General features: G+C 71.3%; 16 protein-coding genes. 3 read left to right on the top strand and 13 right to left on the bottom strand.

The window, feature by feature from the left end:
* Window positions 1-59: 59 nt before the first annotated feature.
* Window positions 60-434: an STAS domain-containing protein gene (locus A3Q37_RS23745; protein ID WP_065487680.1), complete on the bottom strand. Its 375-nt coding sequence runs from the start codon at window positions 432-434 to the stop codon at window positions 60-62.
* A 258-nt stretch (window positions 435-692) separates the two neighbouring features.
* On the opposite strand from A3Q37_RS23745, the gene A3Q37_RS23750 reads away from it, so the two are divergent.
* Entirely contained in the window at window positions 693-3977 is a 3285-nt protein-coding gene (locus A3Q37_RS23750; protein ID WP_065487681.1) for a S8 family serine peptidase, read from the top strand.
* An 81-nt stretch (window positions 3978-4058) separates the two neighbouring features.
* Here A3Q37_RS23750 and A3Q37_RS23755 read toward each other — a convergent pair whose 3' ends face one another.
* From A3Q37_RS23755 to A3Q37_RS23810, 12 genes are all read right to left on the bottom strand, one after another.
* On the bottom strand, window positions 4059-4649 hold the full coding sequence (locus A3Q37_RS23755) for a Uma2 family endonuclease (RefSeq protein ID WP_065487646.1): 591 nt from the start codon (window positions 4647-4649) through the stop codon (window positions 4059-4061).
* A gap of 97 nt (window positions 4650-4746) precedes the next feature.
* Window positions 4747-6024 (bottom strand): thymidine phosphorylase, encoded by a 1278-nt coding sequence (locus tag A3Q37_RS23760; RefSeq protein WP_065487647.1) that lies wholly within the window; start codon window positions 6022-6024, stop codon window positions 4747-4749.
* 118 nt (window positions 6025-6142) lie between these two features.
* Window positions 6143-6556, bottom strand: coding sequence for a cytidine deaminase (locus A3Q37_RS23765; protein ID WP_065487648.1), 414 nt, complete (start codon window positions 6554-6556; stop codon window positions 6143-6145).
* Complete coding sequence (locus A3Q37_RS23770; protein WP_065487649.1) at window positions 6553-7818, bottom strand: ABC transporter permease; 1266 nt, start codon at window positions 7816-7818, stop codon at window positions 6553-6555. Before A3Q37_RS23770 ends, A3Q37_RS23765 begins: the two co-directional genes overlap by 4 nt.
* Complete coding sequence (locus A3Q37_RS23775; protein WP_065487650.1) at window positions 7815-8933, bottom strand: ABC transporter permease; 1119 nt, start codon at window positions 8931-8933, stop codon at window positions 7815-7817. Before A3Q37_RS23775 ends, A3Q37_RS23770 begins: the two co-directional genes overlap by 4 nt.
* On the bottom strand, window positions 8930-10513 hold the full coding sequence (locus A3Q37_RS23780; RefSeq protein WP_065487651.1) for an ABC transporter ATP-binding protein: 1584 nt from the start codon (window positions 10511-10513) through the stop codon (window positions 8930-8932). The genes A3Q37_RS23775 and A3Q37_RS23780 overlap by 4 nt, the downstream gene beginning before the upstream one ends.
* Before the next feature lie 362 nt (window positions 10514-10875).
* On the bottom strand, window positions 10876-11922 hold the full coding sequence (locus tag A3Q37_RS23785) for a BMP family protein (RefSeq protein ID WP_065487652.1): 1047 nt from the start codon (window positions 11920-11922) through the stop codon (window positions 10876-10878).
* A 182-nt stretch (window positions 11923-12104) separates the two neighbouring features.
* On the bottom strand, window positions 12105-13343 hold the full coding sequence (locus A3Q37_RS23790) for an amidohydrolase (protein WP_065487653.1): 1239 nt from the start codon (window positions 13341-13343) through the stop codon (window positions 12105-12107).
* Between the two features lie 154 nt (window positions 13344-13497).
* Window positions 13498-14532: a hypothetical protein gene (locus tag A3Q37_RS23795; protein ID WP_065487654.1), complete on the bottom strand. Its 1035-nt coding sequence runs from the start codon at window positions 14530-14532 to the stop codon at window positions 13498-13500.
* A gap of 10 nt (window positions 14533-14542) precedes the next feature.
* Complete coding sequence (locus A3Q37_RS23800) at window positions 14543-15478, bottom strand: N-acetylneuraminate synthase family protein (RefSeq protein WP_065487655.1); 936 nt, start codon at window positions 15476-15478, stop codon at window positions 14543-14545.
* 12 nt (window positions 15479-15490) lie between these two features.
* Entirely contained in the window at window positions 15491-16735 is a 1245-nt protein-coding gene (locus A3Q37_RS23805; RefSeq protein ID WP_065487656.1) for an acylneuraminate cytidylyltransferase, read from the bottom strand.
* A 53-nt stretch (window positions 16736-16788) separates the two neighbouring features.
* A complete protein-coding gene (locus A3Q37_RS23810) occupies window positions 16789-18174 on the bottom strand; it encodes a DUF6716 putative glycosyltransferase (RefSeq protein WP_065487657.1) in 1386 nt (461 codons plus the stop codon).
* Window positions 18175-18382: 208 nt separating this feature from the next.
* Here A3Q37_RS23810 and A3Q37_RS23815 point away from each other — a divergent pair, with 208 nt between their 5' ends.
* Window positions 18383-19366, top strand: coding sequence for a glycosyltransferase family 2 protein (locus tag A3Q37_RS23815; RefSeq protein ID WP_065487682.1), 984 nt, complete (start codon window positions 18383-18385; stop codon window positions 19364-19366).
* Complete coding sequence (locus tag A3Q37_RS23820) at window positions 19363-20688, top strand: polysialyltransferase family glycosyltransferase (protein WP_065487658.1); 1326 nt, start codon at window positions 19363-19365, stop codon at window positions 20686-20688. Before A3Q37_RS23815 ends, A3Q37_RS23820 begins: the two co-directional genes overlap by 4 nt.
* Window positions 20689-20759 lie beyond the last annotated feature (71 nt).

The raw sequence follows: 20759 nt of genomic DNA on the forward strand, positions 1-20759 counted from the left end.
GTGCGGGCCCGCACGCGTCGAGTCCGTACACAGGGGTCCGCACACGCCGGGGCCGTACGTCAGTGGGCGTCGGGCACCCGTTCTCCCGGCCCCTCCTCCAGCGTCACCACATCGGCCAGCCCCACCAGGTCCAGCAGCGCCCGGAGTTCGGGCGGGACGCGGCGCAGCCGCAGGGTGTGGCCGGCGCGGCGGGCGACGAGCCCCAGCCGGGCCACCGCCTCGACGGCGGTCAGATCCGGCCGCACGATCCCGCCCACATCGCAGTCCACCGCCGCGCCCGGGGCGAGGGCGGCACCACGGGGACCGGCGAGGGCGCGCTCCAGCTCGGCGCAGAGGTCGGGTACGACGGCACGGCTGACCCGGCCGGTCACGGTCAGGGTGATCGGATTTTCGGCATCCACACCAGGCAGACCGGAGCGGCGGGCGAAAATCATCGGCCCCTTCGCGCGATCGCGCCGCGAAGGGGCCATTTCGCGTCAACTCACAACTTCTTGTGTCTCTCCTGTGAACCAATCTCCCCGGTGTCCCCTCTAGTTGGGTGAACCGACGGCCGCAGCCGTCATTTCTGCGTATCTGCGGGCCGACGGGTTGAAGAACCATCGAGTTCTCCAGGGGGAGAGTTGCGCAGACACGTGAGAAACGCGTGCATACCCGCGGTCGCCACGGCGGCCGCAGTGGCGCTGGCGGCCGGCATGGTCAGCCCGGCCGTCGCCCAGCCGGACCCGAGGGGGGCGGCCGGCACCCGGGCGCAGGCCCAGGACCGGGAGGTGCGTCAGCTGACCCTCGTCACCGGCGACCGGGTCACCGTGGACGCCGAGGGCAAGCCGGTCGCCTTCCGGCCCGCGAAGGGGCGGGAGCACATCCCGGTCCAGCGGATGAGCGACAAGGGGCACACCCTCGTCATTCCGGCCGACGCCCACCGGCTGATCCTCTCCGGCAAGCTCGACCGGCGGCTGTTCGACATCACCGAGCTGAGCCGTCCGGCGAACCTCCGGTCCCAGCGGGACGGTCTGAAGCTGATCGTCGGCTACCGGGGCAAGCAGGCCGCCACCGCGAAGGCGCAGGTCCGTGACGCGGGCGGCACCGAGGTCGGCCGGAGCCTGAAGTCGCTGAACGCCGAGTCGGTGACGACGCCGACGACCGACGCACCGGAGATCTGGAAGGCGCTCACCGAGCGTCGCGCCGGGGGCGCCCAGGTGACGACCGCCGCCGGTATCGACCGGGTCTGGCTGGACGGCGTACGGAAGGCGAGCCTCGACAAGAGCGTTCCGCAGATCGGCGCACCGGCGGCCTGGAAGGCCGGGTTCACCGGCAAGGGCGTCAAGATCGCCGTTCTGGACACCGGGACGGACTCCACCCACCCCGACCTCAAGGGCCAGATCCTCGCGGAGAAGAACTTCAGCGAGGCGAAGGACACCAAGGACCGGGTCGGCCACGGTACGCACGTCGCCTCGATCGCGGCGGGCACCGGCGCGAAGTCGGGCGGCAAGTTCAAGGGTGTGGCCCCGGACGCCAAGCTACTCTCGGGCAAGGTGCTGGACGACGAGGGCTACGGCGAGGACTCCGGCATCCTGGCCGGTATGGAGTGGGCGGTCGCCCAGGGCGCCGACATCGTCAACCTGAGCCTCGGCGGGCCCGACACCCCCGAGGTGGACCCGCTGGAGAAGGCGGTCGACAAGCTCTCGGCCGAGAAGGGCGTCCTGTTCGCCATCGCCGCGGGCAACGAGGGCGACGAGGCGGGCACGGTCGGCTCGCCGGGCAGCGCGGACGCCGCGCTGACCGTGGGCGCGGTCGACGACAAGGACAAGCTGGCGTACTTCTCCAGCCGCGGCCCGCGGATCGGCGACGGGGCGATCAAGCCGGATGTGACGGCTCCCGGCGTGGACACCACGGCGGCCATCCCGTCCGGTTCGCTGATCGCCCAGGACGTGGGCGAGAAGCCCGCCGGTTACGCCACCATCTCGGGTACGTCGATGGCCACCCCGCATGTCGCGGGCGCGGCCGCGCTGCTCAAGCAGCAGCACCCCGGCTGGAAGTACGCCGAGCTGAAGGGCGCGCTGACCGCGTCCACGAAGCCCGGTGCGTACAACCCGTTCCAGCAGGGCTCGGGCCGGATCCAGGTGGACCGGGCGATCGCCCAGAACGTCGTGGCGGAGCCGGTCTCGGTGAGCTTCGGGGTGCAGCAGTGGCCGCACACCGATGACGTACCGGTCAGCAAGAAGGTGACGTACCGCAACCTCGGTACGACGGATGTCACCCTCGATCTGAAGGTGACGGGCACGGGTCCGACGGGCAAGCCGGCCCCGGCGGGCTTCTTCACGCTCGGCGCGGACAAGGTGACCGTTCCCGCGGGCGGCACCGCGGAGGCGACGCTGACCGCCGACACCCGGATCGGCGGCACGGCGGACGGCACGTACTCCGCGTATCTGGTGGCGACGGGCGGCGGGCAGACCGTGCGCACGGCGGCGGCCGTCGAGCGTGAGGTCGAGAGCTACAACCTGACGGTCAAGCACCTCGACCGGAAGGGCCTCCCGGCGGCCTACGCGGAGAGCACGCTCTACGGCTTCAACGACAAGGTCGGCGGCTCGTTCCTGAGCCCGCAGGTGGTCAACGGCACGGCGAAGATCCGGGTGCCCAAGGGCACGTACGTGGTCAACTCCACGGTCTACGGCCACCCGGAGGACTTCACCAAGGGCGCCGACTGGATCGCCCAGCCGAAGGTCTCGGTCACCAAGAACACCTCGCTGACGTTCGACGCCCGCAAGGCGAAGCCGGTGAAGATCACGCTCCCGGTCACCGGCACGAAGACCCAGCTGTTCTCGCCGGACTACTCGGTGGAGACGAAGGCCGACGGGGTCACCTTCGGCTGGCTGATGGACACGACCACCAACTTCCGTACGCTGCACGTGGGTCCGCAGATCACGGACGGGTCGCTCTCCCAGCACTGGTCGGGCACCTGGACCAAGGGCGCGTCGACCGAGTACGACATCGCGGTCGGCGGCACGGTCAAGAAGCTCGCGACCGGCTACGAGCGGAAGTTCACCGCCGCGCAGCTGGCGAAGGTGAAGATCTCCATGGGCGCGGCAGCGCCGAAGAAGAAGGGCTCGATCTCCGCGACGGGCTTCCTGCCCACCTCGGGCAGCGCCTGGTCCGCCGCGGTCGAGCAGAAGCTGCCCGGCACCCGCACGCTGTATCTCTCCACGGCCGACAAGGTGCGCTGGGGCTTGGAGTTCAGCCAGCTGGGCCCGGTCGACCAGGACGGCTGGCCGACGTACGAGGCGGGCTACCAGATCAGCGATGGGGCCGCGTTCAAGGCGGGCAAGACCTACAACAAGTCCGTGAACACCGGGGTGTTCGGCCCGCTGGTGAGCGAGGGCTACGGCGTGGCCCGTGAGGGCAACGAGATCTTCGGCATGCTTCCGCTGCTGGCGGACGGCGCGGGCAACGCGGGCGGCATCGAGTTCACGTCGGCCAAGACCGTCCTGTACCGCAACGGCAAGAAGATCGGCCAGAACAAGGACCCGCTGAGCGGCGGCGAGGGCTTCAAAGTCCCGGCCGGTTCCGCGTCCTACAAGCTGACGACCACGGTCAAGCACAGCGCGAAGGTCAACCCGCTCTCCACTCAGGTGGACGCGTCCTGGACGTTCTCGTCGAAGAAGACCGCGTTCACGATGCTGCCCGTCTCCACGGTCCGGTTCACCCCGGCCGTAGGCGCCGACGGCCGGGCCAAGGCGGGCAAGACCGTCTCGGTGCCGGTGAAGGTGCACGGCGCCGCCGCGGGCAAGAACCTGAAGTCGCTGAAGACGTACGTCAGTTACAACGGCGGCAAGACCTGGAAGAAGGTCACGGTGAAGAAGGGGAAGATCTCCGTCAAGAACCCGGCGAAGAACAAGGCGATCTCCTTCTCCGCCAAGGTCACCGACAAGAAGGGCAACACCTCGTCGGTGAAGATCTACAACGCGTACCTGGGCAAGTGACGGGCGCTCGCGGGTAGTTCACCCCACGCACGACGGCGGCCCGCCGCACGGAGAGGATCCGTGCGGCGGGCCGCCGGTGTGTCAGCTGATAGGGAAGACGCCGGTGTCGAGGACCAGCCCGAACGGCTCGGGCAGGGTCAGCTCCCGCCCGTACTCGACGGTCTCCAGCACCCGGTACGTCCCGTCCTCCGGCTCTCCGTAGAGCGTCGCGGTCGGGCGGCCGGAGTGCCAGGGGTCGAGGAGCAGGAACAGCTCCACTCCGGCCTTGGCGTAGCCGTTGACCTTGCTGACGCGGTCGTGGTTGGCGTTGGCGCGGGAGGTGATCTCCACGACGAGGCGGGCTTCTTCGGCGGGGACGGTGTGCCCCGGCCCGGTGGCGGTGGCACGGTCCACGACGACGAGGTCGGGGATGTAGATCCCGCCCCGCCCCGGGAGGGAGAGGCCGAGGGTCTGGTAGATCCCCCACTCCTCGGGGATGACGGTGTAGAGCCTGCGCTGGAGCAGCTCAGCAGTGGTGTTGTGGTCCTTGGACGGCGGCGGCGACACGGTGACGATCTCCTCGATGATCTCCACCTTGCAGCCCTCGGGTGCGTCCGTCTCCTCCCAGATCCGGACGAGGTCGTCCCAGTCCTGGCCAGGGCCCGGCGCGGGGTCGACGGTGAGTGCGCTCATGGCGGTCTCCTCTATCGGTACGTCACCGAGTCCAGCATGCCGAACGGGACCGGTGGCAGTCCACCGGTCCCGTTCACCCGTACGAGGAAACCGCAGGTCAGGCGATACGTTCCCGCACCACCGGCAGCGGCGAGAACGACGTGCCGGCCGGGGCGATGTCGTACGCGTCGGGCAGCGCCTTGAGTGCGTAGTCGAACTTCTCCGGCGTGTCCGTGTGCAGCGTCATCAGGGGCTGGCCCTCGGTGACCGTGTCGCCGGGCTTGGCGTGGAGTTCGACGCCCGCGCCCGCCTGCACCGGGTCCTCCTTGCGGGCGCGGCCCGCGCCGAGGCGCCAGGCGGCGACGCCGACGTCGTAGGCGTCCAGGCGGGTGAGGACGCCGGAGGCGGAGGCGGTGACCACGTGCTGTTCGCGGGCGGTGGGGAGCGTGGCGTCCGGGTCGCCGCCCTGGGCGGAGATCATGCGGCGCCAGACGTCCATCGCGGAGCCGTCGGAGAGGGCCTTCTCGGGGTCGGCGTCCTTGAGGCCCGCCGCGTCCAGCATCTCGCGGGCGAGGGCGAGGGTCAGGTCGATGACGTCCTGCGGGCCGCCGCCGGCGAGGACCTCGACGGACTCGCGGACCTCCAGGGCGTTGCCCGCGGTGAGGCCGAGCGGGGTCGACATGTCGGTGAGCAGGGCGACCGTGCGCACCCCGCTGTCGGTGCCGAGCGCGACCATGGTGGAGGCCAGTTCGCGGGCGTCCTCGATGGTCTTCATGAAGGCGCCGGAGCCGACCTTGACGTCCAGGACGAGCGCGCCGGTGCCCTCGGCGATCTTCTTGGACATGATCGAGCTGGCGATGAGCGGGATCGCCTCGACGGTGCCGGTGACATCGCGCAGCGCGTACAGCTTCTTGTCGGCGGGGGCGAGGCCGTCACCGGCGGCGCAGATGACCGCGCCGGTGGTGTCGAGGACGTTCAGCATCTCCTCGTTGGACAGGTGCGCCCGCCAGCCGGGGATGGACTCCAGCTTGTCCAGGGTGCCGCCGGTGTGGCCGAGGCCCCGGCCGCTGAGCTGCGGAACGGCCGCGCCGCAGGCGGCGACCAGCGGGGCGAGCGGCAGGGTGATCTTGTCGCCGACGCCTCCGGTGGAGTGCTTGTCGGTGGTGGGGCGGGAGAGCGCTCGGAAGTTCATCCGCTCGCCGGAGGCGATCATCGCGGCGGTCCAGCGGGCGATCTCGGTACGGTTCATGCCGTTGAGCAGGATCGCCATGGCGAGGGCGGACATCTGCTCGTCGGCGACCTCGCCGCGGGTGTAGGCGTCGATGACCCAGTCGATCTGCTCGGGGGTCAGCTCGCCTCGGTCCCGCTTGGTGCGGATGACGGAGATGGCGTCCATGGGAGTCCTTCCGGCCGGGTGCGTACGCAAGAGTCCTCGTTGACTCTACGCGCATAGAGAGGGAGAAGAGCGGTGGCCCTTCCGGGAAGGGAAGGGCCACCGCCGGAACGTGCGGGGTTCAGCCGAGGTGTTGCGGGCCGAACGACTGGGGCAGCATCTCGTCCAGCGTGCGCTGCCCGTCGGGCGTCTCCAGGAGAAGTCCGGGGCCGCCGAACTCGTACAGGAGCTGCCGGCACCGGCCGCACGGCACCAGGATCTCCCCGGTGCCGTCCACGCAGGTGAAGTGGGTCAGCCGGCCGCCGCCGGTGGCCTGGAGCGTGGAGACCAGGCCGCACTCGGCGCAGAGCGAGAGGCCGTAGCTGGCGTTCTCCACGTTGCAGCCGGAGATGGTGCGGCCGTCGTCCACCCGGGCGGCGACGCCGACCGGGAAGCCCGAGTAGGGGGCGTACGCCCGGGACATGGCGTCCCGGGCGGCCTCCCGCAGGGCGTCCCAGTCGGCCTCGCCGAAGGCCGGGGCGGGCGGGGGTGTCACTTGCCCTCGCCCTTGCGGTACGGCACACCGTTGGCCTTCGGCATCCGCAGGCGTTGCGCGGAGAGCGAGAGGACCAGCAGCGTGGTGACGTACGGCGCGGCGTCGACGAACTGGCTCGGCACCTGGTCGGTCAGGAAGTACCAGGTGAACAGCAGCGCCGAGACGACGGCGGCGACCGCCGCGGAGACGTACTTCTTCTTGTACAGCTGCCAGAACACCGCGATGACCAGCAGGATCGCCAGCAGGAGCAGCATCGCGTGGACGTTCTCGGCGCCGCCGCGCAGCTTGAGGCTGTCGGTGAAGCCGAAGAGGCCCGCGCCCAGCGCCATACCGCCCGGCATCCAGTTGCCGAAGATCATCGCGGCGAGACCGATGTAGCCGCGGCCGCCGGTCTGGCCCTCCTGGTAGATGCCGGTGGCGACGATCGCGAGGAACGCGCCGCCGAGGCCCGCGAGCCCGCCGGAGACGGTGACGGCGATGTACTTGTACTTGTACACGTTGACGCCGAGGGTCTCGGCGGCCACCGGGGACTCGCCGCAGGAGCGCAGCCGCAGCCCGAACGGGGTGCGCCACAGGATCCACCAGGTGGCGGGGATCAGCAGCAGGGCGACGACGGTGAGCAGGGACAGGCCGGTGATCAGACCGCCGATGATGCCCGCGATGTCGGAGATCAGGAACCAGTGGTGCTGCTGGAGGTCCTGGAGCCAGTCCGAGAGCCCCGGAATGGTGATCTTGTCGATCGGGTCGACGCGCGGGGACTGCTTGGAGGAGCCGCCCTGGACGCCGTCGAAGGCGAAGTTGGACAGGTAGCGGGTGACGCCGACGGCGAGGATGTTGATGGCCACACCGGAGACGATGTGGTTCACGCCGAAGGTGACGGTGATGACCGCGTGCAGCAGACCGCCGACGCAGCCGCCGAGGATCCCGAAGAGGACGCCCATCCACGGGCCCCACTGGAACCCGGCCCAGGCGCCGAACCAGGTGCCGAGGATCATCATGCCTTCGAGGCCGATGTTGATGACGCCCGCGCGCTCGGCCCACAGACCGCCGAGTCCGGCGAGGCCGATCGGCACGGCGAGTTCCAGGGCGCCGGCGACCTGGCCGACCGAGGTGATGTCCTCGGCGCCGCTGATCAGGCGGACCAGCGAGATCAGGGCGAGACCGCCCGCGACGATCAGCAGGACGACGGGCAGAGTGAGCTTGCGACGGCCGTTGCCCTTCTGGGGGGCGGGGCGTGCGGCGATGGTTTTGCTGGTGCTCACAGGGCCGCCTCCTTCTCGGTCGTGAGGGCGTGTCCGGCGGCGAGCTCCTCGCCGACCTTCTGCTGCTGGCGGCGGATGCCGTAACGGCGGACCAGCTCGTAGGAGACGACGACCGAGATCACGATCAGGCCCTGCATGATCGTGGCGATCTCCTTCTCGTACCCGTACTGGTCGAGCGAGGCCGAGGACTTGTCCAGGAACGCGATCAGCAGGGCGCTGAGGGCGATGCCGAGCGGGTTGTTGCGGCCCAGCAGCGCGATGGTGATGCCGGTGAAGCCGATGCCCGTGGGGAAGTCGAGGCTGTAGGTGTGCGTGTCGCCGAGCAGGGTCGGCATGCCGGCGAGGCCCGCGACCGCGCCGGAGATCAGCATCGAGGTGAGGACCATCTTCTTGGCGTCCACACCGGAGGCCTGGGCGGCGCTCTCGCTGGCGCCGGTGGCGCGCAGGTCGAAGCCGAACCGGGTGCGGTTGAGGGCGAACCAGTAGAGGATGCCGCAGCCCGCGGCGACGAAGGTGAAGCCGTAGATCTCCCCGGCCCCGTCCCCCATCGGCAGCCCCGGGAACCAGCCGGACTCCGGGATCTCCCCGGTGGTCAGGTTGTTGGAACCGGCGGGCTGCTCACCGAAGTTCTTCGGCAGGATCATCCAGGCGACGAGCGCGGTGGCGATCGAGTTGAGCATGATCGTCGAGACGACCTCGCTCACCCCGCGGGTGGTCTTGAGGAAGCCCGCGATACCGGACCAGAACGCGCCCACGAGCATCGCGACGATCACGATCAGCGCGATGTGCAGCGGCCCCGGCAGATCGACGCTCGCGCCGACCAGCGCGGCCATCATCGCGGCGAGGCGGTACTGCCCGTCGACCCCGATGTTGAAGAGGTTCATCCGGAAGCCGACGGCCACCGCGAGCGCGGCGAGGTAGTACGTACCGGCCTGGTTGATGATCAGGACCTGGACGTCGGCGTACGAGGCCGAGTCGAACATGATCCGGTACGGCTCGAAGGGGTTCTGCCCGGAGGCGAGCAGCACCACGGTCGTCAGCGCGAGGGCGACGACCAGGGCGAGCACCGGGCCGGCGAAGCCCAGGATCAGCCGGTCCTTGTCGAATTTCTTCATCGGGCCTCGTCCTCCGGGCTTTCGAGGTGACCGGTGGCGGCGCCGGTCATGGCCGAGCCCAGTTCCTCCGGGGTGATGGTGGCCGGGTCGGCGTCGGCGACCAGCCGGCCGCGGTACATGACGCGCAGGGTGTCGGAGAGCCCGATCAGCTCGTCCAGGTCGGCCGAGATCAGCAGCACGGCGAGCCCTTCGCGACGGGCCTCGCGGATCTGGTCCCAGATCTGGGCCTGCGCGCCGACGTCCACACCGCGGGTGGGGTGGGCGGCGATCAGGAACTTGGGCGCGTGGCTCATCTCGCGGCCGACGATCAGCTTCTGCTGGTTGCCGCCGGAGAGGGACGCCGCGGTGACGTCGATGCCGGGGGTGCGGACGTCGTACTCGCGCACGATGCGTTCGGTGTCGACTCGGGCCGCCTTGTTGTCCAGCAGCCAGCCGCGGCTGTTGGGCTTCTCGGTGACATGGCCGAGGATGCGGTTCTCCCACAGCGGGGCGTTCAGCAGGACACCGTGGCGGTGGCGGTCCTCGGGGATGTAGCCGATGCCGGACTCGCGGCGCTTACGGGTCGGGGCGTGCGAGATGTCGTCGGAGCCGAGGGTGATCACTCCGGCGTCCGGGTCGCGCATGCCCATGAGGGCCTCGATGAGCTCGGTCTGGCCGTTGCCCTCGACGCCCGCGATGCCCAGGACCTCGCCCTGGTGGATGGTGAAGTCGATGCCGGCGAGCACGTCGCGGACGGTGCCGTCGGGGTCGGTGACGGTGAGCTTCAGGTCCTCGACCCGCAGCATCGGTACGTCGGTGACGGTGGACTCACGGGTCTCCGGCGAGGGCAGCTCACTGCCGACCATCAGCTCGGCGAGCTGCTTGGTCGTGGTGTTCGCGGGGTCGGCGGTGCCCACGGTCGTACCGCGGCGGATCACGGTGATCTCGTCGGCGACCGAGAGGACCTCGCCCAGCTTGTGCGAGATGAAGATGACGGTCAGGCCCTCGGCCTTGAGCTCGCGCAGGTTGGCGAAGAGCGCGTCGACCTCCTGCGGCACGAGGACCGCGGTGGGCTCGTCCAGGATGAGGATGCGGGCGCCCCGGTAGAGCACCTTGAGGATCTCCACGCGCTGCCGGTCGGCGACCCCGAGGTCCTCGACGAGCGCGTCGGGCCGGATGCCGAGCCCGTACGCGTCGGAGATCTCCTTGATCTTCTTCCGGGCGCCGGAGCCGATGCCGTACAGCTTCTCGCCGCCGAGGACGACGTTCTCCAGGACGGTGAAGTTGTCGGCGAGCATGAAGTGCTGGTGCACCATGCCGATGCCGCGCTCGATGGCGTCGCCCGGGTTGGAGAACGAGACCTGCTCGCCGTCGATCGCGATGGTGCCCTCGTCCGGCTTCTGCATGCCGTAGAGGATCTTCATCAGGGTGGACTTGCCGGCGCCGTTCTCACCGACGAGCGCGTGGACCGTGCCCTTGCCGATGGTGATGTCGATGTCGTGGTTGGCGACGACGCCGGGGAAGCGCTTGGTGATGCCGTGCAGTTCTACGGCAGGGGGACTGCTGGACGCGTTGATGACGCACTCTCCTTGGCCGGACAGGAGCGGGGGCGGAGGGGCTCGGGGGGCTCGGGGGCCCTGGGGGGCGGGGGTGAAGTTATCGCGCCGGAGGGATGTCTACACGCGTAGCGCTGCCGAATCGTGAAACACGGGTGCACGTCATGGGCCGGACGCGGGGTCCGGACCGGGCGGGAGAGCACTGCGGGAGGCGGATCTTCTTCGGTTCGTACGGAGGGCCGCGGACCGCGGGTGCCGCGGGTCTTCGGTGAGACCCCCGTACGGCTCGGGCGGGCGGCTGGCCCGCGGCCCTGCCCGTCACCGGCGGCGGGAGCCGCGCGGCGTACGGACAGGGCCTGGGAAACCAGCCGGGCCGACGGCCCGGGAGGGGCCGTCGGACGCGGGCCTTACGGAGCGGTCTTGACGGTGATCTTGCCGTCGATGATGTCCTGCTTGGCCTTGTCCACGGCGGCGATGACGTCCTTCATGTCGGTGAAGGCCGGGTTGGACATCGACAGGCCGACGCCGTCCTGGTCCAGGCCGTAGCGGATCTCACCGGTCTCCGGCTTGTCGTCCTGGACCGACTTGATCAGGTTGAACACGGCGTCCTCGACGTCCTTGGTGACCGACGTCAGGATGGACTCCTTGTAGGCCGCGAGGCCCTTCTGCTTGTACTGGTCGGAGTCGACGCCGATGTTCCACTTGCCCGCCTTGGAGACGGCCTCGATGGCACCGGAACCGGCCAGACCGGCGGCCGAGTAGATCACGTCGGCCTTCTTGTCGAGCTGCCCCTGGGCGGCGGCCTTGCCGAGGTCGGGCTTGGAGAAGCCACCGAAGTCCGGCGGCTGCGTCAGGTACTGCGGCAGTACGTTGACGGAGGCGTCGGTGTCCTTGACGCCCTGGACGAAGCCCGCCTCGAACTTCTTGATCAGCGGGGTCTCGACACCGCCGATGAAGCCGACCGTCTTGGACTTGGTCACCTTGGCGGCGGCGACGCCGGCGAGGTAGGAGCCCTGCTCCTCGTTGAAGACGATGTTGGCGATGTTGTCGCCGGTCACCGAGGCGTCGTCGATGATGCCGAAGGTGGTCTTCGGGAACTTCGGCGCGACCTTCTTGATGGCGGGCGCGTAGGCGAAACCGACGCCGATCACCGGGTTGTTGCCGGAGCGGGCCAGCTCGGTGAGGCGCTGGACCTTGTCCGCGTCACCCTCACCGTCGGAGGGCTCGGCCTCGCTGCCGGAGATGTCGAGTTCCTTCTCCGCCTTGGCGAGACCGGCGTAGGCGGCGTCGTTGAACGACTGGTCGCCGCGGCCACCGATGTCGTACGCGATGGCGGCCTTGTCGCCGTCGGAGCCGGAACCGGAGTCCGACGAGTTTCCGCCACAGGCGGTGACGCTGAGAGCGAGTGCCGCGGACGCGACGCCCACGGTGGTGATCCTGGTGATCCGGCGCAAGGGGAGGCTCCTTCAAACCTGACCGAAGCGCCTCTTCCGGCGCTGGTTTCGCCGCGATCGTAACGCGCGTAGATGTCAGATAAGAGCACGTACGGAAGCCGTTATCGGATCGTCGCGAACAGAAGCCACCCACACGGCGGCACGGGAGTCCACGAACGGCTCACGAAGACTGTGTCAACGCTTCACGAACGGCCCCTGTCGAGCAGTGCGGCGGCGGTGAACAGCTCGACTCCCACGGTGATGGCCTCTTCGTCGACGTCGAAGTTGCCGCGGTGCAGGTCGAGGCCGCGCGTGTCGCCCGGGGTGCGGACGCCGAGGCGGGCCATCGCGCCGGGCACCTGCTCCAGATACCAGGAGAAGTCCTCGCCGCCGAGGCTCTGCTCGGTGTCCTCGATCGCATACGATCCCCGGCGCTCGGTCATCGCGGCGTCCAGCAGGCCGATGGACTCGGCGTCGTTCACCACGGGCGGCACGCCGCGCACGTAGTTGATGACGGTCTTGGCCCGATGCATTCCGGCCACCTCGTCCACGGCGGCGTGCACCAGGTCGGGGGCCTCGCGCCAGGCGTCCAGGTTGAGGCAGCGGACGGTGCCGGACAGCTCGGCGTGCTGCGGGATGACGTTGGGGGCGTGCCCGGTCTCCAGGCGGCCCCAGGTCAGCGCGAGCCCGGCGCGGGCGTCGACGCGGCGGGCGAGCAGCGCGGGGACGTCGACGGCGATCCGGGCGGCGGCGGTGACCAGGTCGGTGGTGAGGTGGGGGCGGGCGGTGTGGCCGCCGGGCCCGTCGAGGGTGATCTCCAGCCGGTCGCAGGCCGAGGTGATGGCCCCGATGCGCAGCCCGATCCGCCCGACGTCCACCTTCGGGTCGCAGTGGACGCCGATGATCCGGCCGACGCCCTCCAGCACCCCGGACTCGATCGCGTCGACCGCGCCGCCGGGGAGGACCTCCTCGGCGGGCTGGAAGATCAGCCGCACGGCGTTGGGCAGCAGCCCTTCGCGGGCGAGCCCGGCGAGCACGAGGCCCGCGCCGAGGACGGTGGTGGTGTGCACGTCGTGGCCGCAGGCGTGCGCCCGGTCGGGCACGGTGGACCGGTAGGGCACGCCGGTCTTGGTGTCCGGGATCGGCAGGGCGTCGATGTCGGCCCGCAACGCCAGCATCGGCGTCACCCCGTCCCACTCCCCCACGTCACACATGAGCCCGGTCCCCACCGCGAGGACCTGCGGCTTCAGCCCGGCCTTCTCCAGCCGGTCCTTGATGGCGGCGGTGGTCCGGAACTCCTGGTTGCCGAGCTCGGGGTGCATGTGCAGATCCCGGCGGAAGGCGATCAGCTCGGCACGGAGTTCATCACCGAGCCGGCCGGGCAGCGCACCTCCCCCGGGCTGGTCGGCCAGGCTGTGGGGGCGGGAGGCGCGGGACTTCAACTGGTTCACCTTATGAAGCGTAGGCCCCTCGACCCCCCAACTGGCCATGGATCTAGGAAATTTCAGCCGCTCAGGCGAACAAAGTTCGGGTGAGGACGTGTGACGGAGGGTGGTTACGGGTATACCGGTTCCCCCTTCGGGGCCGGGCGGCCCCCTACGCGTGGGCCGTCGAGGTCAGCCGCTGCACCCCCCGTGCCGTCTCCGTGACCCCGCTCAGGAAGCCCTGGGCGCGCGGTGAAGCCGTGGCGCGGAGCCATTCCGGGGCGATGTCGCAGACCGCGACGTTCACGCCCGTGCCGGCCAGGGCCAGGGGGAGGGTGTGGACGACCGTGGAAGGGAAGCTGACGATCGTGCGGCCGATGGGGCCGCGGCGGGCGATCAGTTCCAGGGGGAGGTCCGGGCGGACTATCTCCAGGCCGGTGGCGGCTTCCAGGGCGTGGAGTTTCTCGGCGGACTCGCGGCGGTGGGCGAAGTAGCGGGTGGCGCCGTGCGTGCGGGCCAGGGCCGCGACCGCTTCCTGGTACGGGACGGGGTCGACGACGCCCGTCTCGACCAGGGAGGTGCCGACGAGGTCGGCGCCCTTGCCGATGCTGGGCGGGCCGAAGCGGGCCCGGGTCCAGGCGAAGGTGTTCGGGGTGACCGTGATGCCGGGCGGAGCCTCGACCGGCATCGCGGTGAACACCTCGACCGTGTGGCGGGCCGTCGGGGTGAAGCGGCGGCGGGCCGTGGCGGTGACCGGGGCCAGGACCAGTTCGCGCGGTCCCGTACGGCCCCGGCGGTGCCAGCGGGTCAGGCGTTCGCCCCGGGCCAGCTGGGCGACGAACTCCATGGTGGCCGTGCCGTCGTCGACCACCGTGAGGCGGTCGGCGCGGACCAGGGTCAGCAGGAGCTGGACGTAACGCGAGAACGGGTCGCCGATCACTATGTGGTCCGCGCGTCTGACCAGGCCGGCCAGGGCGCGCAGGGCCTTCAGGGGGGCGCCGGACTCGCCGCGCGCCTCCTGCCAGCGGACCGTGATGCCCTCGTCGCGGGCCAGCTCCGCCATCCGGCGCAGCTGACCGCGCGACATCGGGTCGACCGGGGGGAGGACGACGACCGTGGTGGCGGCCGGGTCGTCTCCCCCCTGGGTGTGAACCCACTCCAGGACGTTCAGGAGCTGGACCGGGCTCTCGACGAAGGCGAGGTTCACCGGTCGGCGCTCAGACCGCGACCGGCTCGGGGGCCGGCGCGTTCTCGGTCTCGGCGACGACGCCCGCGACGCGGCGGAGCTTCTTCATCGGGCCGAGCTCGGACTCGTACACCTTCTTGACGCCGTCGCCGAGCGACTGCTCGATGGTGCGGATGTCGCGGACCAGGCGGGTCAGGCCCTGCGGCTCGACGGAGGCGGCCTGGTCGGAGCCCCACATGGCGCGGTCCAGGGTGATGTGGCGCTCGACGAACGTGGCGCCCAGCGCGACGGCGGCCAGCGTGGTCTGGAGGCCGGTCTCGTGGCCGGAGTAGCCGATCGGGACGTTCGGGTACTCCTGCTGGAGGGTGTTGATGACCCGGAGGTTCAGCTCCTCGGCCTTCGCCGGGTACGTCGACGTGGCGTGGCAGAGCAGGATGTTGTCCGAGCCGAGGACCTCGACCGCGTGGCGGATCTGCTTCGGGGTGGACATGCCGGTGGAGAGGATGATCGTGCGGCCGGTGGCGCGCAGGGCGCGGAGCAGCTCGTCGTCGGTGAGCGAGGCGGAGGCCACCTTGTGGGCGGGGACGTCGAACTTCTCCAGGAAGGCGACGGCCTCGGTGTCCCACGGGGAGGCGAACCAGTCGATGCCACGCTTGGCGCAGTGCTCGGCGATGGCGGTGTACTCGGCCTCGCCGAACTCGACGCGGTGGCGGTAGTCGATGTACGTCATCCGGCCCCACGGGGTGTCGCGCTCGATGTCCCACTGGTCGCGCGGGGTGCAGATCTCCGGGGTGCGCTTCTGGAACTTGACGGCGTCGCAGCCGGCCTCGGCGGCCGCGTCGATCAGCGCGATGGCGTTGTCGAGGTCGCCGTTGTGGTTGATGCCGATCTCACCCGTGATGTAGACGGGCTGGCCGGGGCCGGCGGTGCGGGTGCCGAAGGTGCGCAGGCGGGAGGTGCTGGTCATGGTGGTGCTTCCTTACTTGGTGGGGACAGTGGGGGTGGGAGTGGTGGTGAGGGTGGGACCCAGCAGCCAGGCCGCGATCTCGCGGATCGCGCCGTAGCCACCGGGGGTGGTCGTGACGGCGCGCGCGGCGGCGCGTACCGAGTCATGGGCGCTGGCGACCGCGACGGGCCAGCCGGCGAGGGAGAAGCAGGGCAGGTCGTTGACGTCGTTGCCGACGTAGAGGACCCGGTCGGGGGCGATGGAGTGCTCGTCGCACCAGCGCTTCAGCGCCTCGTCCTTGCGGTCGATGCCGTGCAGGACGGGGATCTGGAGCTTCCGCGCCCGGGCCGCGACGACCGGGTTCTGCTCGGTGGAGAGGATCAGGAGGGGCACGCCCGCCTTGCGCAGCGCGGCGATCCCGAGTCCGTCGCCCCGGTGGACGGCGACGGTCTCGCGGCCCTCGGAGTCGACCATGACCCGGTCGTCGGTCTGGGTGCCATCGAAGTCCAGGACGACCGCGTCCACGTCCGCGAGGGAGGGCAGCGGGGAGGGGTCCAGGAGCGGGGCGAGCGCCCGGGCGCGGGCCAGGTCGTGCGGGTCGTCGATCTCCAGCACCCGCGCCGGGTCGGTGGGGACCAGGGCGGTGTGGCCGAAGAAGCGGTGGCGGTGGGTGCGGAAGCCCGCCGCGTCCATCGCGTAGGCGGCGCCGGTCTCCAGGTAGTCCTGGGGGCGGTCCTGGCGGCGGGGGCGTACGGACTTGTCGTGGTTGACGCCGTACGTGCTCTCCTCGACCGCGTGCCCGTCGCGCCAGACGAAGCCGTGGAACGGGGCGACCGTGACGGCCGTGTCCGCGTCCCCGTGGGCGACCGCCCTGGCGACGCCGTCGATGTCCTCGCGGGAGACGAACGGGCTGGTGCACTGGACGAGGAGGACCACGTCGACGGTGCGGGCCCGCTCGGCCTCGTAGACGTCCAGGGCGTGCAGCACCGCCGCTTCGCTGGTCGCGGTGTCGCCCGCGATGGCGGCGGGGCGCTCGACGCAGTGCAGCCGGTGGGCGGCGCGCAGGTCGGCGGCGGCGGTGCGGGCGGCCTCGGCGATCGCCCCGTCGTCGGTGGTGACGACGACGTCGGTGACCTCGGGGGCGCCGAGCGCGGCGCGGACGGCGCGGGCGACCAGGGGGATGCCGCCGACCTCGGCGAGGTTCTTGGCGGGGACGCCCTTGGATCCGCCGCGGGCGGGGATCACGGCGAGGACGGTCGGGGTCGGGGGCGGCTGCATCGCTGCTCCTGGTGTGGTGGCGGTTCCTGAGGTGGTCGAGGCCGCGGGAGTGGTCACAGGTCCCCCATCCGGCGGATCACCGGGGCGACGCGCTGGACGCCGTGCCGGTAGGCGCCGCGCGCCGCGTTGCGTACGGTTTCGCGGACCGCGCCCCGGACCCGGCCGGTCTCCTGCGGCGCGGCCGCGCCGGGCAGGGGTGTGCCGTCGGGCGCCAGGTGGTGGCGGCCGAGGATGCCGGGGAGGTAGCCGGGGGCGGTGGCGGGCGTGTAGTAGGGGGCGAGCGGCGGGAGTCGGCCGGCGTCGAGGAGGGCGGTGACCTTGGCGCGGGCGGTGTCGTAGGCGGTGCCGTACGAGCCGTCGGCGGCCACGCCCTGGCCCGCCACCCACTCCGCGTCCGGCCGGGGCCGGGTGCCGCCGTCGAGCCGGTCCCAGGAGGTGAGGAGCCCGGAGCCGACGAAGTGGTGGTTGCCGAGAGGTTCGCGGACCCCGAGGTCGGTGAGGATCGCGGTCGGGATGCGGCGGTGCAGGGACTCCAGCGCGGCGGTCGAGGAGACGGTGACCAGGAGGTCGGTGCGGTCCAGGACCTCGCCCATGTGCCCGTACACCAGGCGGAAGTTGGGCGGGAGGCCGCCGGGCAGCTTCTGCGCGAGCTTCTGGTAGGGCAGTTCCTCGATGTGGGTGGTGTGCTCGCCGGGCTTGGAGCGCAGCTTCAGCAGCACCTCGCGGCGCGGGTGCAGCCGGGCGTGCTCGACGAGCCGGCGGAGCAGGTACGTACGGTCGGCGCGGGAGGCCGGTACGGAGGGCTGGGCGGCGAACACCACGGTGTCGCGGCCCTCTTCGGGCTGGTACGGGGCTCCGCCCAGGAAGGGCAGGGCGGCCTCGGTGACGGCCGAGGCGTCGGCGCCCACTCCCTCGTACACCGCGCGGAAACGTTCCGCGTCGTGGGCCGAGTTGGCGAGGACGACGTCCGCCCCGTGGCGCAGCAGGAGGCCGTCGGCGAGCTTCTCGTAGACGACGCCGACGTAGCCGGTGACGACGACGGGCCGGCGCGGGAGGTTCAGCGCGGCGATGCCGTGCAGCATGGCCTGGACGCCGCCGCCGACGAGGGCGAGGACGACGAGGTCGAAGCCCTCGTCGCGCACGGTGTGCAGGAACTCGACGGCGGTGACCTCGCGGACCCGCCCGGCGTCGATGCCGACCTCGCCGACCTCCGCGAGCTGGCGGGGCGTCGGGGTGGCCCGGCCGCGCAGCAGCAGCCCGCTGACCTCGACGGGGCGCGCGTCCTGTCCGTCCCCGGCGGCCTCGGCGGTCAGGCGGCGCGCGGTGAGCGCGCCCCATTTCCACCGGGTGTCGGAGTCGGCGAGGACGGCGACCCGGAGCGCCGGTCGGGCGGCGGGGGTCTCGGCCGGTTCGGCCTCATGGCTGGTACGTGGGGGCACGTCGAAGAAGTTAGGAAGGCATTTCGATGAGCGGCCCAACGCGATGGCAACAGATGGTTAACAGCGAGCCGACGATTGGGGGACCGCCGTGAATACGCCCTCAATCGCCTTCCCGGAAAAGGCGATTCACCTGAGCGTCGGCCGTTGTTCACCTGTTGGGCGCATTGCGGAAAAGGAAAGGGCCGGGGCCGCACCTAACGTGATGTGCGTGGTTAAGCTCTCCGTCATCGTGCCGTTCTTCAACGTGCAGACCTATGCGCCCGACACCCTAAGAAGTCTGCGGGCCAACGCCCGCGAGGACTTCGAGTTCCTTCTCGTCGACGACTGTTCGACCGACGGGACGCTCCCGCTGCTGCGCCGGGCCGCCGACGAGATCCCCGGGGCCGTCCTGCTGCAACATGAGGTGAACGGCGGTCTGGCGACCGCGCGCAATACCGGTCTGGATGCCGCCCGCGGCGAGTACATCGCCTTCCTGGACGGCGACGACTGGCTGGCGCCCGGGCACTACGAGCGGCTGGTGGCCGGGGCCGAGGCGCTGGGCTGCGACTTCGTGCGCACGGACCATGTCCAGGTGAACGGCAAGGCACGTACCGTACGCCGGGTTCCGCACGGGCCGCACGGGGTGGTGAGCGATCCGCGGGCCGCGATCCTGCCCGCCCACCGCACCACATCGGTGGACTACGCGTTCGCCTGGGCGGGCCTCTACCACCGGCGGCTGCTGGACCGGGGGCTGCTGCACTTCACCGACGGGCTGCGCACGGCGGAGGACCGGCCGTGGATCTGGCGGCTGCACCGGGAGGCGGAATCCTTCGCCGCCCTGGGGCTGCTCAGCCATTTCTACCGGCGCGGGGTGGCGACTTCCCTCACCCAGATCGGCGATGTGCGCCAGCTCGATTTCCTGCGCGCATTCGACCAGGTGATCGCGGAGACCGCCGCCGACCGTGAGGCGGAGGTGTTTCTCCCGAAGGCCGTACGCACGTACTGCGCGATCATCGCCCACCATCTGGGCGACCTGGACAAATTCGAACCGGCCGTGGCCCGTGAACTGAAAGCGCGCGGCGCCGCGGCCCTGGGGCGCCTGCCGCAGCGGCTGCTGGACGAGGCGCTCGACGCCATGGGCGTGACACGGGCGACCCGGGTGCGCAGGCTGCGCCGCCGCCCGGGCGCCACGAAGGGGGCCTCGGCCGCATGACCATCCGGATCTTCCACGCCTCCTCGCCCGGGGCGGTGGTGCTGCTCGCCGCGGCGATCGACGCGGGCTGCTTCACCGAGCCCGACCGCCGGATCCTGCTGCTGTCCCGGACCGGGCCCGCCCCGGAGACCGTCGCCGATGTCTCGGAGAGCGCCGGGTTCGGGCGGCTGCGTACCCGGTTCGACGAGGTGCTCTCGTGGAACGAGGCGATCGCCCCCTTCCACCCGGATGGCTGGAGTCCCCGGGCGGACGACGCCCCGCTGTGGGAGCGCCACTTCCGGCGGGCCTGGGGTCTCGGCGATACGGATCTTGAGCTCGTCGTGGACTCCCCGCACGCCGGCCCGGCCCGGGCCCTCACCCAGGTGTTCGCGGGCGTCCCCGTCGATGTGTACGCCGAGGGGCCCGGCGCGTACGGCCCGACCGGGGAGAAGATCCCCGCGCTGACCGGGACCCGGGTGCGGCGGCTGCTCCACCCGGACCTGGTGGCCGGGGTGCGCCCGCTGCTGCTCGGCGAGTACGGGGTGGAGCCGCGCACCGTGCCGCCCGAGGCGATCACCAAGGTCGTCGCCGAACTCGCGGACGGGGAGGCGGTGTTGCCGGGGGGCGAGGAGTCGGCGCTGCTGCTCGGGCAGGATCTCGCGGGGGCCGGGCTGATCCCGGCGGCCGACGAGGCGGGGCTGCGGCGGGAGATGGTGCGCGGGGCGGCGGCGCTCGGTCACACCCGGCTGGTGTACGCGCCGGATCCGTACGCCCCCTGGGAAAACCCGGCGGAGCTGCGCGCGGAGGCGGACCGGCTCGGCGTCGAACTGACCGTGCTGGACGGCCCGTTGCCGGTCCCGGCCGAGGTGCTGGTGCACCGGCTGCGGCCCGCGCTGGTGGTGGGCTGCACCTCGGCCGCGCTGTTCGGGGCGGCCCGGTTCCACGGCCTGCCGGTGGCGACCGCCGGCACGGGGCTGCTGCTGGAGCGCCTGGCCCCGTACGAGAACGCCGAGCGGACGGCGGCGACGCTCGCGGACGCGGTGCTGCCCGGGCTGGGCGACGCGGAGGCGGTCGCGGCCCGAAAGCCGCGCGGTGGGGCGGAGTTGGACGGTCTGCTGGCGGCCGTCGCCTTCGCGATGCGGCCGAAGGTGCGCCCCGATCTGCGCCCGGCCGCCGAGCGCTACCTCGCCGCGCACCTGGACAGCCACACCTGGCGCTACTTCAAGCGCCGCCGCCTGGCCTCGCTCGCACTGCCCGGCGTGGTCCCGGCCCGGCTGGCGTTCCTGCGCTCCAGCCCGGCGCTGCGCAGGGTGGTGCGGCGGGCGCGGGCGCTGAGGTCGTAACCGGCCCGGGCGGGCTGAGATCGCAACCGGCTGCGGGCTTGAGGCCGTAACCACCACGCCTTGCGGCCCGG

Source organism: Streptomyces sp. PTY087I2, assembly GCF_001687325.1.
GTDB lineage: Bacteria > Actinomycetota > Actinomycetes > Streptomycetales > Streptomycetaceae > Streptomyces.

Bases quoted from the DNA above. Each gene is read 5' to 3' on its own strand.
- A3Q37_RS23745 (WP_065487680.1), bottom strand. From the start codon at position 434: ATGATTTTCGCCCGCCGCTCCGGTCTGCCTGGTGTGGATGCCGAAAAT.
- A3Q37_RS23750 (WP_065487681.1), top strand. From the start codon at position 693: ATGGTCAGCCCGGCCGTCGCCCAGCCGGACCCGAGGGGGGCGGCCGGC.
- A3Q37_RS23755 (WP_065487646.1), bottom strand. From the start codon at position 4,649: ATGAGCGCACTCACCGTCGACCCCGCGCCGGGCCCTGGCCAGGACTGG.
- A3Q37_RS23760 (WP_065487647.1), bottom strand. From the start codon at position 6,024: ATGGACGCCATCTCCGTCATCCGCACCAAGCGGGACCGAGGCGAGCTG.
- A3Q37_RS23775 (WP_065487650.1), bottom strand. From the start codon at position 8,933: ATGAAGAAATTCGACAAGGACCGGCTGATCCTGGGCTTCGCCGGCCCG.
- A3Q37_RS23800 (WP_065487655.1), bottom strand. From the start codon at position 15,478: ATGACCAGCACCTCCCGCCTGCGCACCTTCGGCACCCGCACCGCCGGC.
- A3Q37_RS23805 (WP_065487656.1), bottom strand. From the start codon at position 16,735: ATGCAGCCGCCCCCGACCCCGACCGTCCTCGCCGTGATCCCCGCCCGC.
- A3Q37_RS23820 (WP_065487658.1), top strand. From the start codon at position 19,363: ATGACCATCCGGATCTTCCACGCCTCCTCGCCCGGGGCGGTGGTGCTG.